This is a genomic window from Mesorhizobium sp. M0145, assembly GCF_040322355.1.
Lineage (GTDB): Bacteria > Pseudomonadota > Alphaproteobacteria > Rhizobiales > Rhizobiaceae > Mesorhizobium.
Genome location: NZ_JAMYTK010000009.1, coordinates 122,397 through 136,385, shown reverse-complemented (window position 1 = coordinate 136,385; position 13,989 = coordinate 122,397). Strand labels below are relative to the sequence as shown.

Annotated in this window: 14 protein-coding genes; 8 read left to right on the top strand and 6 right to left on the bottom strand. The window is 60.7% G+C overall.

Going from position 1 to position 13,989, the window contains the following annotated elements; translation table 11 throughout:
- The first annotated feature begins 11 nt into the window (after positions 1-11).
- Positions 12-440 carry a SufE family protein gene (locus NKJ28_RS15825; protein WP_352636437.1) on the top strand — a complete coding sequence of 143 codons (429 nt, stop codon included), beginning with the start codon at positions 12-14 and terminating at the stop codon, positions 438-440.
- A 114-nt stretch (positions 441-554) separates the two neighbouring features.
- Here the strand turns inward: NKJ28_RS15825 and NKJ28_RS15820 are convergent, their stop codons facing one another.
- Entirely contained in the window at positions 555-980 is a 426-nt protein-coding gene (locus NKJ28_RS15820) for a Ros/MucR family transcriptional regulator (RefSeq protein WP_023677844.1), read from the bottom strand.
- Positions 981-1,654: 674 nt separating this feature from the next.
- Here NKJ28_RS15820 and NKJ28_RS15815 point away from each other — a divergent pair.
- The 3 genes from NKJ28_RS15815 to NKJ28_RS15805 all read left to right on the top strand — a co-directional run bounded on the left by NKJ28_RS15815 (position 1,655) and on the right by NKJ28_RS15805 (position 4,999).
- On the top strand, positions 1,655-3,766 hold the full coding sequence (locus NKJ28_RS15815; protein WP_352636411.1) for a S9 family peptidase: 2,112 nt from the start codon (positions 1,655-1,657) through the stop codon (positions 3,764-3,766).
- Positions 3,767-3,843: 77 nt separating this feature from the next.
- Positions 3,844-4,470, top strand: coding sequence for a LysE family translocator (locus tag NKJ28_RS15810; RefSeq protein ID WP_352636410.1), 627 nt, complete (start codon positions 3,844-3,846; stop codon positions 4,468-4,470).
- 145 nt (positions 4,471-4,615) lie between these two features.
- Complete coding sequence (locus NKJ28_RS15805) at positions 4,616-4,999, top strand: SET domain-containing protein (protein WP_352449057.1); 384 nt, start codon at positions 4,616-4,618, stop codon at positions 4,997-4,999.
- A gap of 11 nt (positions 5,000-5,010) precedes the next feature.
- On the opposite strand, the gene NKJ28_RS15800 is transcribed toward NKJ28_RS15805, so the two are convergent.
- From NKJ28_RS15800 to NKJ28_RS15785, 4 genes are all read right to left on the bottom strand, one after another.
- On the bottom strand, positions 5,011-5,961 hold the full coding sequence (locus tag NKJ28_RS15800; RefSeq protein ID WP_352636409.1) for a cytochrome c: 951 nt from the start codon (positions 5,959-5,961) through the stop codon (positions 5,011-5,013).
- A 9-nt stretch (positions 5,962-5,970) separates the two neighbouring features.
- Positions 5,971-6,414 carry a c-type cytochrome gene (locus tag NKJ28_RS15795; protein WP_352636408.1) on the bottom strand — a complete coding sequence of 148 codons (444 nt, stop codon included), beginning with the start codon at positions 6,412-6,414 and terminating at the stop codon, positions 5,971-5,973.
- Between the two features lie 174 nt (positions 6,415-6,588).
- The gene (locus NKJ28_RS15790) at positions 6,589-7,185 is read right to left on the bottom strand and encodes a superoxide dismutase (RefSeq protein WP_023677850.1); all 597 of its coding nucleotides are present in this window, start codon (positions 7,183-7,185) and stop codon (positions 6,589-6,591) included.
- 107 nt (positions 7,186-7,292) lie between these two features.
- Entirely contained in the window at positions 7,293-8,171 is an 879-nt protein-coding gene (locus tag NKJ28_RS15785; RefSeq protein WP_352622574.1) for a branched-chain amino acid aminotransferase, read from the bottom strand.
- Positions 8,172-8,322: 151 nt separating this feature from the next.
- On the opposite strand from NKJ28_RS15785, the gene NKJ28_RS15780 reads away from it, so the two are divergent.
- The 4 genes from NKJ28_RS15780 (at position 8,323) to NKJ28_RS15765 (ending at position 12,683) form a co-directional block, all read left to right on the top strand.
- Complete coding sequence (locus NKJ28_RS15780; protein WP_352591620.1) at positions 8,323-8,985, top strand: haloacid dehalogenase type II; 663 nt, start codon at positions 8,323-8,325, stop codon at positions 8,983-8,985.
- A gap of 171 nt (positions 8,986-9,156) precedes the next feature.
- On the top strand, positions 9,157-9,981 hold the full coding sequence (locus tag NKJ28_RS15775) for a L,D-transpeptidase (protein ID WP_352636407.1): 825 nt from the start codon (positions 9,157-9,159) through the stop codon (positions 9,979-9,981).
- A gap of 550 nt (positions 9,982-10,531) precedes the next feature.
- On the top strand, positions 10,532-11,587 hold the full coding sequence (locus NKJ28_RS15770; RefSeq protein WP_031213483.1) for a hypothetical protein: 1,056 nt from the start codon (positions 10,532-10,534) through the stop codon (positions 11,585-11,587).
- Positions 11,588-11,786: 199 nt separating this feature from the next.
- The gene (locus NKJ28_RS15765; protein ID WP_352569880.1) at positions 11,787-12,683 is read left to right on the top strand and encodes a hypothetical protein; all 897 of its coding nucleotides are present in this window, start codon (positions 11,787-11,789) and stop codon (positions 12,681-12,683) included.
- A gap of 420 nt (positions 12,684-13,103) precedes the next feature.
- Here the strand turns inward: NKJ28_RS15765 and NKJ28_RS15760 are convergent, their stop codons facing one another.
- Positions 13,104-13,295 carry a DUF6494 family protein gene (locus NKJ28_RS15760; protein ID WP_023679340.1) on the bottom strand — a complete coding sequence of 64 codons (192 nt, stop codon included), beginning with the start codon at positions 13,293-13,295 and terminating at the stop codon, positions 13,104-13,106.
- Positions 13,296-13,989 lie beyond the last annotated feature (694 nt).

Genomic DNA, 13,989 nt, shown 5'->3' with positions numbered 1-13,989 from the left:
TATCCGGGGGAATGACGACGACGATCCAGACCATCCGCGACGACTTTTCCCTGCTCGACGAGTGGGAAGACCGCTATCGCTATGTGATTGAACTGGGTGAAGCGCTGCCGCCGTTTCCCGACGAGCAACGCATACAAGCCAACAAGGTGCCCGGCTGCGTCAGCCAGGTCTGGCTGACCACTGAGCAAGGCGGGGGTGTCGACCCCGTTATCACCTTCAAGGGCGATTCCGACGCGCATATCGTGCGCGGCCTGGTCGCCATCATGCTGGCGCTGTTTTCGGGACGGCCGGCCAGCGAAATCCAGAGGACCGACGCAGAGGCCACATTGAAGGCGCTCGGACTTGACGAGCACCTGTCGCCGCAGCGCGCCAATGGTCTTCGCTCGATGGTCAAGCGCATCAGGCGTGACGCCGAGGCAGCGCTGAAGCAGACCGCCTGACCGCACGGCAGTTGCTGGCGGCATGAAGAACTGGCGGCCTGAGCTTGGTCTCCCCACAATGCGAAAACGGCGCCTGTAGGCGCCGTTTGAGTATCAAACCGGAAGAGCCGCTTGTCAGCGTCCCTTGCGCTTGCGGCCGAGACCCATCTTCTTGGCGAGCTGCGAACGGGCGGCCGCGTAATTGGGCGCAACCATCGGATAGCTTGGGTCCAGGTTCCACTTTTCGCGATACTGGTCGGGCGTCAGATCATAGTGGGTCATCAAGTGACGCTTGAGCGACTTGAACTTCTTGCCGTCTTCGAGACAGATGATGTAGTCGTCATGCACCGACCGCTTCGGATTTACCGCCGGCTTCTGCTTGTCGGCAGGAGGCTGCTCGGCGGCCCCGCCGACACGCCCGAGAGCGGCATGGACATCGGCGATAAGGTTCGGCAGTTCGCCGACCGGCACGGGATTGTTGCTGACATAGGCGGCCACCACATCGGCGGTGAGCTCGATCAGCGCGTCGCTGTTTCTGGAAGGTGTTTCGGTAATATCCATGGCGTTCAGGCCCCAACGAGAATTGTTTCTGTTTGCGCCCGTTTCGATAGTTGGGCATCGCGCGAACTTGTGCAGGAAAAAGCCTCCGCGATTCGCGTCGCGGCATCTTAATGGGCCGGGCCGCCAAGTAAGTCAATTCGCTTCTTTCGGTCTATTCAGCGATACAAGTCAAATCTTCCATATTCAGCTTCACTCTTTCGTGCAAAGCGTAACTTTGCCGTTTTTTCTGGTCAGACCAGCATCGACTGACGCCGCGGCAAGCAGCCATTACACAAACGGCAGCAGGTAAATAGAGTTCGATGCTTGACCCTGCCGGCGGCATTACAGCCTGGATGATCGGCGGATTCAGTAAAATCATAGGTTGCGAAGCGTTACTGTTGCTCGCGAGCCGTCGCCGGAGCGGTGCGCTGTGTCATTGAAATGGGGTAATGTATTTCCGTAGACCCAGCCGTATCGGCCACTTGCCAAGCCGCGAAGGCAGTTGCATGAGATTGACCGGCACTGGCAGGGTCATCGCAGCGACGGCGAGAACCGCGGCAGTCCGAGAAGAAATATTCCTTATCCGCTCCTCCAGCCCGTCCTCTCGAGCCACCACGACAATAGATCATAGCCCTTGAACCCGCGCTGCTCGGCGTGTTCATTCGCCATTCAAGTAGCTTCCACAGCGAGACGCAATGACCAGAACCCCAGTGTTTCCGACCGCCACGCCGCCGCAGCCGGAGAAGCGGCCGATCTTCGACACGCATCACGGCATAACGCGGACGGACGATTATGGCTGGCTGAGGGCCGCCAATTGGCAAGAGATGTTCAGGGATCCGTCCCTGCTCGACGGCCAAATCCGCGCCCACCTCGAAGCCGAGAATGCTTACCAGGCGGCGCTGATGGCCGATACGGTCCAACTGCAGAAGCAGCTTTTCGCGGAAATGAAGGGACGCATCAAGGAAGACGATTCTTCCGTGCCGATGAAGGACGGACCTTACGCCTACGGCTCCTCCTTCAAGCTTGGCGGCCAGCAGCCGCGTTATTTCCGCACGGCGCGTGACGGCGGCGACAAGCAGATATTGCTCGACGGCGATGCCGAGGCCGAGGGCAAGCCCTATTTCCGCCTGGGCGGCGTCGATCATTCGGACGACCACAGCAAGCTGCTCTGGGCCTTCGACGACAAGGGTTCCGAATTCTACACGCTGCGCGTCCGCGATCTGGCCGGCGGCAACGATCTGGCGGACAGGGTCCCGGACACCGGCGGCGGCGGTGTGTGGGATGCCGGCAATGACGGTTTTTTCTACACCCGCCTCGACCCCAACCACCGTCCTTCCAAAGTGCTGTTCCATGCGCTTGGCGACGGTCCTGAAAACGACCGGCTGATTTACGAGGAGACCGATCCCGGCTTCTTCATGGATGTCGGCGGCACGCGCTCCAACGAGTGGATCATGATCGGCATCAACGATCATGAGACCTCGGAATACCGCATCATGAGCGCCGACGATCCGTTCGCAGAGCCGAAGCTGGTTGCGGCGCGCCAGACGGGCCTGCAGTACGAACTCGAGGAAGGCGGCGACATCTTCTTCATCCTCACCAATGCCGACGGCGCCAAGGACTTCAAGATCATGACGGCGCCGGCCCATGATCCGGTGCGCGCCAATTGGCAGGAACTGGTGCCGCACGAAGCGGGCCGGCTGATCCTTTCGGTGATCGGCTTCAAGGACCACATGGTCCGGCTCGAGCGCAAGGAAGGCCTGCCGCGCATCGTCGTGCGCGACCGCAAGAGCGGCGAGGAGCACCTGATCTCCTTCGACGAGGAAGCCTTCTCGCTCGGCCTGTCCGGCTCCTACGAATACGACACCGAGATCATGCGCTTTTCCTATTCGTCGATGACGACCCCGGCGCAGGTCTTCGATTACAACATGCGCACCCGCGAGCGGGTGCTGCTCAAGACCCAGGAAGTGCCGTCCGGCCACGACCCGGAGCACTACGTCACGCGCCGGCTGATGGCGCCTGCCGCCGACGGCGAACTGGTGCCGATCTCGCTCCTCCACCACCGCGACACACCGCTCGACGGGTCCGCCCCTTGCCTGCTTTACGGCTACGGATCTTACGGCATAGCCGTACCCGCCGCGTTCAACACCAATCTGTTTTCGCTGGTCGACCGCGGCCTTGTCTACGCGATAGCCCATGTTCGCGGCGGCAAGGACAAGGGCTATGGCTGGTACGACGACGGCAAGCGGGCGAACAAGATGAACACGTTCACCGATTTTGTCGCTGCCGCCCACCACCTCGTCGCCGAACGCTATACGCAGCATGACCGCATCGTTGCGCAAGGCGGTTCCGCCGGCGGCATGCTGATGGGCACGGTCGCCAACATGGCGCCGCAATGCTTCGGCGGAATCGTCGCCGAGGTTCCCTTCGTCGACGTGCTCACCACCATGCTCGACGCAAGCTTGCCGCTGACGCCGCCGGAATGGCCGGAATGGGGCAATCCGATCGCGTCGGCGGAGGATTACCGGACCATCGCCGCCTACTCGCCCTACGACAATGTCGCCGCACTCGACTATCCGCCGATCCTGGCACTGGCCGGCCTGACCGACCCGCGCGTCACCTATTGGGAGCCGGCCAAATGGGCGGCGCGGCTGCGCGACCGCAAGACGGGTGAAAATCCGGTGCTGTTCAAGATCAACCTGGATTCAGGCCATGCCGGCGCCTCCGGCCGGTTTTCAAGACTGGAGGAAATCGCCTTCACCTACGCCTTCGCGCTCAAGGTGACGGGCAAGGCCGAGCTTGCGGCGTGAACATCGGCGGATGAGCGGTCATTGCCTTCCGTTCCGCGACGTGGCTTCATTGGCGGTGAGAGTTGCGGAGCCCACCAATGATCGATCTCGCCACGTTGATAGCTTATGTCGCGGTTGTGCTTGGCTTTGTCTTCATCCCGGGTCCCGCCACTCTTCTGACGGTGGCGCGGGCAACCAGTTCCGGAACCAGGGTGGGCATTGCGACCGGCGCCGGGATCGCGGCCGGCGACGTGGTTCACACCTTCATGGCGATCGTCGGCATTTCGGCGATCATTGCCACGTCGGCGGCGCTTTTCAGCATCGTGAAGTACATCGGCGCAGCCTACCTCATTTATCTCGGCATTCGCGCGATCATCGAGAAAACGCCTGTCTATCCGGCCGCCGGCGCACTTGCGATCCCCGCTGCCAAAGCATTTCGGCAGGCTGTTTTGACCGAGGTTCTCAATCCCAAGACCGCGCTTTTCTTCCTCGCATTTCTTCCGCAGTTCGTGCGGCCTGAAAACGGATCGGTGATGCTTCAACTGGCGATATTGGGCGTCATCTTTGTTCTGTTGGGCCTCGTCAGCACGGTGGTTTTCGCCGTGGGTGCGGGCGGCCTCGGTGCATTCCTGCGCCGAAACCCGACGGTGCTGAGATGGCAAGGCAAGGCTGTCGGCGGTATCTATTGCGCCTTAGGCATCCGGCTGGCGCTGCAACAGCGCTAGGGTCTCGACAGGCGACGAGCCGTACGAGGCTGCGGATAATGGGCAGGCACAGCTGATTTTCCGCTCGCAATTGCAAAGGCCGCGCGCTACCCAGTGCGCGGCCTTTTCACAGCCGCGCCAACACACAATCACCCAGGGATCTGCCATGTTGCTCGTCGATGTCTATCTCGACAAATCGCCCATCCAGGGCATCGGCGTCTTTGCCAAGAACCACATTGCCCGCGGCACGCTGGTCTGGAAGCTCGACCCGAAATACGACCGGCGCATCGAGGTAGCGGCCTACGAGCGGGAAACCGGGCCGGTCAGAACCTATCTCGACCGCTACGCCTATCCGGACCGGCGCGACCCGAATTACATCGTCTTCGAAGCCGACGATGCGCGCTACATGAACCATGCCGACAGCCCGAATTGCGACGTCTCGCAGCCGGAGGAGACCTATGCCTTGCGCGACATTGCGCCCGGCGAGGAAATGACCTGCGACTACAATCACTTCTTCGAAACCGGCTTCGACTTTCTCGGCGACCGCTGACGCAACGGCCGTCAGCTCGACGGCTTCTTGCGCGCCGGATAGCCGTTGGGGTGCGGCGGCACGGCTTTCAGGTAGGCGGCGATCGCCGCGCGGTCCTCCGGGGTCAGCACGGCCATGTTCCGCTGCACGTCGACCATTGCGCCGCCGACCGTATCGAAATCCGGCGTGAAGCCGGTTTCGAGATAGTTGGCGATGTCGGCCTCGGACCAGTCCGCGATGCCGCCCTCGCCCGACGTGATGTTCGGCACGATGCCGCTGCCTTCGGCGGCGGCCGCACCTGCCAGCCATTGGCTCTTCCTGGTGCCGCCGGCAAGATCCCGCGGCGTGTGGCATTCGCCGCAATGGCCGGGGCCTTCGACCAGATAGCGGCCTGTCAACACCGGATCCCGTGGGCCGTCGGGAAAGGAAACGACCGGCTGGTCACTCAAATAGAGCAATTTCCACAGACCAAGGCCGCGTCGGACGTTGAAGGGAAACCCCAGCGAATTGGCGGGCGCCTTGCCGGCGACCGCGGGTAACGTCTTCAGGAATGCATAGAGATCGGCAATGTCGGCCGGCTTCATGCGCGCGTAGGAAGTATAGGGAAATGCCGGATAGAGATGCTCGCCCGACGGCGACACGCCCTTCAGCATGGCGTTGGCAAGATCCTCGACCGACCAGGCGCCGATGCCGTCCCTGGTATCCTGCGATATGTTCGGCGGCACGAAGGTGCCGAATGGCGTCTTGAGTTCAAGGCCGCCCGCCAGCTGAAGACGGGCGTCGCCTTGCGAGCCAGGCTTGGCATGACAGGATGTGCAGCCGCCGGCGTAGAAGATGCGCTTGCCCCTGGCGGCGTCGCCAGGACCAAGCTCAGCCAGCGTTGCGGCATCGAGCCTGACCGGAGCCGACAGGAACCAGCCGGCAATCGCGGCCGCACCGCCCAGAACGAGGGCGGCGCCGACAAGTTTCTTCAGCAAGCGCATTGCCCGCTATCATCCTTTTTTCACCCTGTAGTTTTGATGACAGTTGCCGCAGCCGCCGCCGATGGTGTTGAACTGCGCCTTCAACGCGTCGGCATCCGCAGGTGCTGCGGCGACCGCCGCCTTGACGTCGGCGAGGTACTTGCCTTCAGCCGTCTTGAAGCCGGCCATGTCCTGCCAGATTTTTGGGGACGCCGTGGTGTCGCCGGTGTCGCTGCCCGCCGGGAAAAGCGTGTCGACGCCGGCATGGAATTTCTCGGCATTGACCTGCAGTGCCTGCAACGCCGTCAGCACCGAAGCTGCGTCGTAGGGCGTCTCGCCCTTGACCACTTTCGACAAGCCGGCGGCGATCTTGCCACGTTCCTTCATCAGGGCCTGCCGGTCAGCTACCGGGTCTCCAAATGCCGCCGAACCGGCGAAGGCGAGCATCGAGATGGCGAGGATAAGCTTTCTCATTCACTTGGCTCCATGTTGAAGGCAATTCAGGATGCGGCCCCACACCGATGACAAACGGCAAGGATGGCTTAAAAATTCCGACGCTTCGCCTCACGCTTGCGTGAAATTTTTGCAGCTGTCGTTCTGATGCTGAAAAAGAAAAGCCCCGGTTCTGCCGGGGCTTTCTGGAACGGATCAGGCCTTTTCGTAGAGTTCGAGCACATAGTCCCAGTTGATGAGACTGTCGACGAAGGCTTCGAGATATTTCGGCCGGGCGTTGCGATAGTCGATGTAGTAGGAGTGTTCCCAGACATCGACGCCGAGGATCGGCGTCGCGCCATGGACGAGCGGGTTCTCGCCATTCGGCGTCTTCGAGATCGCCAGCTTGCCGTCCTTGACCGAGACCCAGGCCCAGCCCGAACCGAACTGGGTGGTGCCGGCGGCGATGAAGTCGGCCTTGAACTTGTCGTAGCCACCAAGATCGCTGTCGACCGCCTTTTGCAATGCACCGGGCAGCTTGTTGCCACCGCCGCCCTTCTTCATCCATTTCCAGAAATGGATGTGATTGTAGTGCTGGGCGGCATTGTTGAAGAGGCCCGCATTCTTGCCGAAGGACTGTTTGACGGCCTCTTCGACCGATAAATCGCCCATGCCCGCCTCGGCGGCCAGCTTGTTGCCGTTGTCGACATAGGCCTTGTGGTGCTTGTCGTGGTGATATTCCAGCGTTTCCTTGGACATATAAGGCTGCAAAGCCTCGTAATCATAGGGCAAGGCGGGCAATTCAAAAGCCATCGGTCGTACTCCCTCGTGGAAAAATCCGGTGTCGATACCGGACTAACATAGGACTGGATTGGTCTGGAACAACTCCGGAAACGAAGCGCCGGCCGCTTTTTAGCGGGTCAGCCGGGCGAAGTCGAATGCGCCCATTCCCAATAGAGTTCGCGCGCCTTCTTGGCCACCGGTCCGGGCTGCAGATTGCGATCCTCGATACGGGTGACCGGCACGACTTTCGAGTGGTTTCCGGTCGAGAAGATTTCGTCCGCCTCCAGGAAGTCGCGGATCGACAGCGTCTTTTCCGTCGTCGTGAACCCGTATTCGCCAAGCAGGGCCATGGTGCGCGAGCGGGTGATGCCGGACAGGAAGGTGCCGTTCGGCGCCGGCGTCAGGACATGGCCATCCTTGACCAGGAAAATGTTCGAGGTGCCGGTCTCGGCGACATTGCCCAGCATGTCGAGCACGAGCGCATTGTCGAAGCCGCGCATCTTGGCTTCCAGGATGGCCCGGCCGTTGTTGGGATAAAGGCAGCCGGCTTTGGCGTTGGTCGGCATGGTTTCGATGGTCGGGCGCCGGAACGGCGACACCGTCACCGAAAACCCCGCCGGCGAGATCATCGGCGATTCATAGAGGCAAAGGCAGAAACGCGTCGAGGCCGGGTCGGCCGGCACGCCCATATAGCCGCCATGCTCGGCCCAATACATCGGCCTGATGTAGACCGCCGTGTTGCCGTCGAATTTCTTCAGCCCGTCCCAGGTCAGGCCGACGATCCTGTCGGTGCTCATCGTCGGTTTCAGACCGAGCGCGATCGCCGAGGCATTTACCCTTGCCGCATGACGATCGAGATCGGGAGCGACGCCCTCGAACCAGCGGGCGCCGTCAAACACGCTGGTGCCAAGCCACATGGCGTGGCTGCGCGGCCCTAGAATGGCAACATTGCCCTCGTACCAGTCGCCGTCGACGAAGGTCCATGTCGCGGATTGCGCCGCAGTCGCCAGTGTCATTGCCAGGTTCCGTTCGATGCTTGTTGCGGCGCATTGGAAGATGCTTTGGCGGCCGCCGTCAACCGGCTTGGCTGAGATTTGTTGAGGCCAGCGGGCTGGCGGACTGCAATCAGCGCTTGCGCCTTGCCTTACGCGGCCTCAAAACTGTCGAATGCAGTTCGCGGCTTACGTTTTCGACGCCTATGGCACGCTGTTCGACGTGCATGCGGCCGTGCGCCGTCACGCCGACCAGATCGGGCCGGACGGCCAGTTGCTGTCCGAGATCTGGCGCGCCAAGCAGCTGGAATATTCCTGGGTCAGGACGCTGATGGGGGCCTATGCCGATTTCTGGCAGCTCACCGAGCAGGCGCTCGATTTCGCCCTGAGCAAGGTTCCGTCCGCCGATGCCGGGCTGAAGGCGAAGCTGCTCGAGGCTTATTGGCGGCTGGACTGCTATCCGGAGGTGCCGGCCGTGCTCAAGGCGCTCAAGGCATCGGGAGCAAGGCTGGCGATCCTGTCCAACGGTTCGCCTGAAATGCTGCAAGCGGCCGTCAAGTCCGCCGCGCTCGACCAGGTCCTGGACGACGTCTATTCCGTCGACAGCGTCAGGCGCTTCAAGACCGACCCGTCGGTCTACGACATGGTCACCACGGGCTGGCGCCTCTATCCGGGCGCTGTCTCTTTCCAGTCATCCAACCGCTGGGACGTCGCCGGCGCCACCAAATTCGGCTTCAGGACGGTGTGGATCAACCGCGCCAATCAGCCAGAGGAATACCGGGATTTTCCACCGGCCCTGATCCTGCCGTCCCTTGAAGGTCTGGTCGCCGGGGGGTGACACCGGACATGTTGCCTCGGCGCAACAGTGACGATCCAGTCACAGCTTTGCCTTTGTTTGTCCACCCTGCGGCCAGAATTGGAACCGCCTATCGCGCCGGGCATTGCTCGGCACCTGCGCAACAGGACGCATTTATGCTTTGTTGCGATTTGAGACTTAAAAAAGGCAATCATGTTCACACCCCCATCGTCCTCTCTGCGCCTGAGCCGTCGCGGTTTTCTCAACGCAGCAGCCCTTGGCGCCGCCTCGGTCGCGGTCTCCAGTTGCACCACGCTGTCGCAACAACCGGTCGAGCCACCGCCGCCGACCTATGTCGAGCCGGCGCTCGGCGACTATGTGACGATGTATGGGGCGATGTCCGATGGCGGCTTCGAGCTGCCGGCCATACCGGTCGACAAGATCGACCCGCAGTTCCTGCGCCAGATCGTGGACGATCCGACCGGGCAGCAGCCGGGCACCATCGTCGTCGACACGACCAATCACTTCCTCTACCTGGTGCGCCCGGGCGGCCAGGCGATCCGCTATGGCGTCGGCCTCGGCCGCGCCGGCTTCGAATGGTCGGGCGATGCGGTGGTCCAATGGAAGCAGAAATGGCCGAAATGGACGCCGCCGGACGACATGATCGCCCGGCAGCCGGAGTTGAAGCCGTACAGCGCCGACAATGGCGGCATGCCCGGTGGGCTCAAGAACCCGCTTGGCGCGCGGGCGCTTTATCTCTTCCAGGGCAACCAGGACACGCTCTACCGCTTGCACGGTTCGCCGGAATGGCGGTCGATCGGCAAATCGGTGTCGTCGGGCTGTGTGCGCCTGATGAACCAGGACATCATCGATCTCTATGATCGTGTGCCGAACAAGACCCCGGTCGTGGTGACGGCCGACATCGGTCAGCCGATGGTGGCGACAGCAAACCGCAAAGCCATTCCGATCGACGCCGGCGTGCCGGAAGGATCGATCCTGCTCGGCCCGATAAAAGCGGTGACCAACTCGATCTTCTGAGCTGGTCGAAAGCGCGGGCGGGATTGCTCACGTGTCCTGCTGGTTTTGCCGAGCGTCGGCTTGCCCGTGCCCGCTTTTAGGTCCGATGCTTATGCCGAGCCCCCCGATAGCCGACATTCAACGCAACCAGCGTTCCCTACCCATTGCTGCCCGTCCTGGGCCGTTTCTCCTTCCCGAAACCCGACGTTGAGCGCAACCAGCGCTCCTGACCCTTGCCAGACATTCCAAGGCCAGTGATCGCGATCGTCGGCTATGGATTATTGTTTGCGGTCATTCAGCCCGACGGTTCGAGGCTGTTTGCGATGAGCGGAAGCGGACCTTCCCCGATGTGACCATACTGCGACGCCTCGGCTCGGAAGCGGAGCGTCCACTAGGGCGCCGGATCGCTTCGGATTGATTTGGCTAAGAGAGGTGGAAGCTGTTCGCGTCTATCCGCGACGTTGACCATAACAATTACCGACCATGATCATCTTGACATGCACAATAAGCAGTAGCCTGCGACCACGTTGACCCTTAGTCTGCAACCGTAGGCAACGGTTCAATACGGGTCATGGCAACGCAACTTACTCGGTCGGCGGTTCGCATTTACGGGGCGTTGTCTGCACTCGGAAATGACAGCGGAAACGTGCTGGAAGGGTTGCTGCCGTTCTTCGATCCGATCTTGCGCCGTCACAATGGCAGCAAACTCGACCCAGATGTCATCGCCGCAGCAATTCGCGATATGTACAAGTGGAACTTCAACTCCGATCTGGTCGAGACATTTGTCCCTTACTTAGAGCGTCACGGCTGGATTGTTGCTGACATCGCAGGTGCCAAGGATACCACGTATACGATTCAGATGGCTGACAACGGCGAGCCGGATGCATCCACTCAGACCGTTGAGGCTGAGCTACGCCGCATCGCCACTCAGTTTAAGGAGTTCTCCGAAGCGCTTTCGCCACTCACTACAATCCCCCGAGACGTCGAAGAGTTCGAGGACATCCTTGTCGAATGGCTCCTTTACGTCGAAGCGTTCAGCGAGAAGAGCATCGAGTTCAAAGCGGGCGTCAAACCGGATGCGTCAGGAAAGCTGCGGCAGGTAGTAGAAATCCCCAATACGACCTCCCTCCGAGACGAAGAGAAATTCCTGTGCGCGCGCTTCGTCAAACATGCAATCGAGGAGAACCAAGGCAGTGCTGAGGTACTTGCCCGGATTGCAGCTATCGGGCTTCTGACCGAGGTCGTTCAGGACTTTGTGAAGCCGGTGACCTCGGTCGATAAGACCGACCTCGTTGTCTATCTGGATGCGCCAGTTGCGATGGAACTTCTCGGTGTCTCCGGGAAGTTGGCGCGCGAGAACACTGCCCCTGTCGTGGCCGAACTCATCAGGATCGGGGCCTCGGTTCGAATTTTCGGGCAGAGCCTCGACGAGATAAAGAATAACCTGCAAGCCGTCTTGAAGAATCCGCGCCCTACAGGCCCGACTGCGCATGCCCTATTGAGGCGTGAGGTCTTGCGGGAGTATGTGAACGAGGTGTCGCGCAACCCTGCTCCCCTGTTGGACGCAGTGGGTGTGAAGGCTACGTATCGAACCCGGGAGCAGGCCATCCGAGCACCAGTTCTTTAACAAGGACAACTGGCAGGACCTTTACGGCAGGCTCAGTTACGCCGAGAATCCGTTGGCGCGTGAACACGACACCGACATCACTGCCTTCATTGTCAGACAGCGGCGGGGCAGAACTAGCCGAGACATATTCAAGTCGCACGCGGTCGGCCTGACTCGGAACGGTCTTCTTGCCCAAATTGTCCGCCGAGCGTGTGTCCAAATGAGCGGACTGCCTGACGAAACGGTGCCGCCCGTCGTTCATCGCCGCGTACTTGCGACCGCCATCTGGCTCCGCACAGGCATGGGGGCCGGTGATCTCAACATTCCAAAACGAATGCTGCTGGCAAGCTGCGAACATGTGCTCGCGATCCGTCCGGGAGTGGTAGCGGCCGTGAAGCGGCTCACTGATGCGCTGGGGGATGACGACAAGAGCCGCCAGCTCGATTTGCTGATTTCGCAGGATCGCAGCGCGCAGGCCCTCATGGATAAAACGCTAGGTGTGTCCAACGTCGTGACCGAGGAAAACCTCCCGCTTTTGTGGCAGGAGATGCTGCATCCGCACCTCGAAGAGGAACGTCAGAAAGGGCTGGAAGCGGTCAACAAGGCAAAAGCCGAAGGGAAAAAACGGTTAAACAAGGTCAATGAACGAATTGAGACGATACAGAAGGAGAGGGAGCAAGAAGCAACAATCTTGGGCGCAAAGCTGGAGGCCAAGCACCGTGAGGACCGTTATGCGATTGAGGCCCTTTGCACTGATGTCGAGGGGACCCTTCGCCGCAACAGAGCCGTCAGAATCGGCATTGGTGTGGTCTTGGGCTCGATCTTCTCTGTTCCGCTGCTGTTGGACACAACGCCAATAATTCGAGCGGCTTCTTTCGTTATTGGCTGGTTGCTGGCCTACCTTACTGCCACGGGTGGAAGGTTGCTCGGGATCAGCACCGATGAAACGCAGGCACTCAAAGCGCTGCATTCCGCCGCAGAGCGCAGGAAGCTAGTGAGTAAGCTCGACCAATTCGACGTTAGCTGGAACAAGACTGCTTTCGTCGTTGCGGACCAGCCGGAGCTACCCTCTCGTGATCGCGTCGATCTGTTCAGCTTGAGCAACGCCGGTAAGTAGAACCGCGTCGCAAGCGACGACGTTTTAGAAGGTGGCAGCGCAGACGCCTCCCCCGACGGTGATGACCCCTAAAGGCCGCCAGGCAAATGGTAGGGTGCACGCCTCATGATCGCAAGGAGGCCACGTGACTGTTATGTCCGTCCGCGCTATCGAACGGCAAGTAATGGGATCGAGACATTCCGTTAGTAGCTGACCAATGACCGTTCGTGGCGCGATCGAGGCGATGCTGACTTCGCCTACTCAGCAGCTGCCAGCGCGGGTCAAACGGCTTGGTTGGGTCGGTCTTTCGCGTTCCCTCAGAGTCGCAAGAGCGTGGGGTGAGCGGTACTACATCGACCCGGCCAGACGCCATTCCAACCGCTGATCCGTCTCGACGGCTTTCGGCCGCGTTGGACGTTTCGCTAGGTCGCTTCGCCCGGCTTATGGAAGTTCGATCTCGCCGTCCACCACGTGGTTGAGGCCGGTGCCTTCCGCCGTCAGCGTCATGCGGACCTTCAGCTTCTTGCCGCCGATTTGCCCTTCGCGCACCGTCTCCTCGATCTTGCGCTGTGAGGTGACGCCGACTTCCTTCAGGAACTTGCGGATCGACATGTTGACGGCGTCTTCGCTCATGGCGGAACTCCTCTGTGTCCGGAAGGGATTGTAAGGGAAGGCAAGGGATCAAGGAAGCAGGACGGTGACGTACGGTTTTATTGAAATAGACCTCGAGCCGGGAGGAGACGTCGGGTCCTTAAACTTGATCGACCCCTGGCAGGAGGAGTGGAACCGATCGACGTCTTGCGCAGAAGGAGCACTATGACGGCCATCTCGGCCTTGATCTGACCGATCAGGAAAAGAGTGATCTGATCGAGTACCTCAAATCGATCTGATCAGCACTCGGCGCTTCTTTGGGTTCGATTGGGAGGAAAGACCATTAAAGAAGATCGTGGTGAGATAAATTGCGGGTCGGCACAACGTAAGCCAGGCCAAGCGCTGTCTCGCCGGAAATTTCTTAAGGCGTCGACGACCGGCGCGGCGATTTGCCGGTGCAGGTGGGCTTGCTTCCTGCATGACAGGTCAGCCTGCGGCGCGCGGCGCCGAAACAACCCCAAAGCCTGTGGCGCTTTATTAGGATGTTCCAAACAAAGGTCGCCGCTGCGCCGGGTGCACCCATTTCCTGAAGCCGAATGCATCCTAGATTGTCGCGGGTGAAATCAGCCCCGATGGTTGGTGCCGCTTTTACAAAGCACGGCCTGCCTGATCGGCAGAGCCCAGCGGAGACTTTCGTTGTCTGCTGCGCTGCGGGTGATGGTCTGCAGGCATCGCG

Excerpts from the sequence above, each read along its gene's own strand:
- NKJ28_RS15825 (WP_352636437.1), top strand. The coding sequence starts at position 12 with ATGACGACGACGATCCAGACCATCCGCGACGACTTTTCCCTGCTCGAC.
- NKJ28_RS15820 (WP_023677844.1), bottom strand. The coding sequence starts at position 980 with ATGGATATTACCGAAACACCTTCCAGAAACAGCGACGCGCTGATCGAG.
- NKJ28_RS15815 (WP_352636411.1), top strand. The coding sequence starts at position 1,655 with ATGACCAGAACCCCAGTGTTTCCGACCGCCACGCCGCCGCAGCCGGAG.
- NKJ28_RS15810 (WP_352636410.1), top strand. The coding sequence starts at position 3,844 with ATGATCGATCTCGCCACGTTGATAGCTTATGTCGCGGTTGTGCTTGGC.
- NKJ28_RS15805 (WP_352449057.1), top strand. The coding sequence starts at position 4,616 with ATGTTGCTCGTCGATGTCTATCTCGACAAATCGCCCATCCAGGGCATC.
- NKJ28_RS15800 (WP_352636409.1), bottom strand. The coding sequence starts at position 5,961 with ATGCGCTTGCTGAAGAAACTTGTCGGCGCCGCCCTCGTTCTGGGCGGT.
- NKJ28_RS15795 (WP_352636408.1), bottom strand. The coding sequence starts at position 6,414 with ATGAGAAAGCTTATCCTCGCCATCTCGATGCTCGCCTTCGCCGGTTCG.
- NKJ28_RS15790 (WP_023677850.1), bottom strand. The coding sequence starts at position 7,185 with ATGGCTTTTGAATTGCCCGCCTTGCCCTATGATTACGAGGCTTTGCAG.
- NKJ28_RS15785 (WP_352622574.1), bottom strand. The coding sequence starts at position 8,171 with ATGACACTGGCGACTGCGGCGCAATCCGCGACATGGACCTTCGTCGAC.
- NKJ28_RS15780 (WP_352591620.1), top strand. The coding sequence starts at position 8,323 with ATGCAGTTCGCGGCTTACGTTTTCGACGCCTATGGCACGCTGTTCGAC.
- NKJ28_RS15775 (WP_352636407.1), top strand. The coding sequence starts at position 9,157 with ATGTTCACACCCCCATCGTCCTCTCTGCGCCTGAGCCGTCGCGGTTTT.
- NKJ28_RS15770 (WP_031213483.1), top strand. The coding sequence starts at position 10,532 with ATGGCAACGCAACTTACTCGGTCGGCGGTTCGCATTTACGGGGCGTTG.
- NKJ28_RS15765 (WP_352569880.1), top strand. The coding sequence starts at position 11,787 with ATGAGCGGACTGCCTGACGAAACGGTGCCGCCCGTCGTTCATCGCCGC.
- NKJ28_RS15760 (WP_023679340.1), bottom strand. The coding sequence starts at position 13,295 with ATGAGCGAAGACGCCGTCAACATGTCGATCCGCAAGTTCCTGAAGGAA.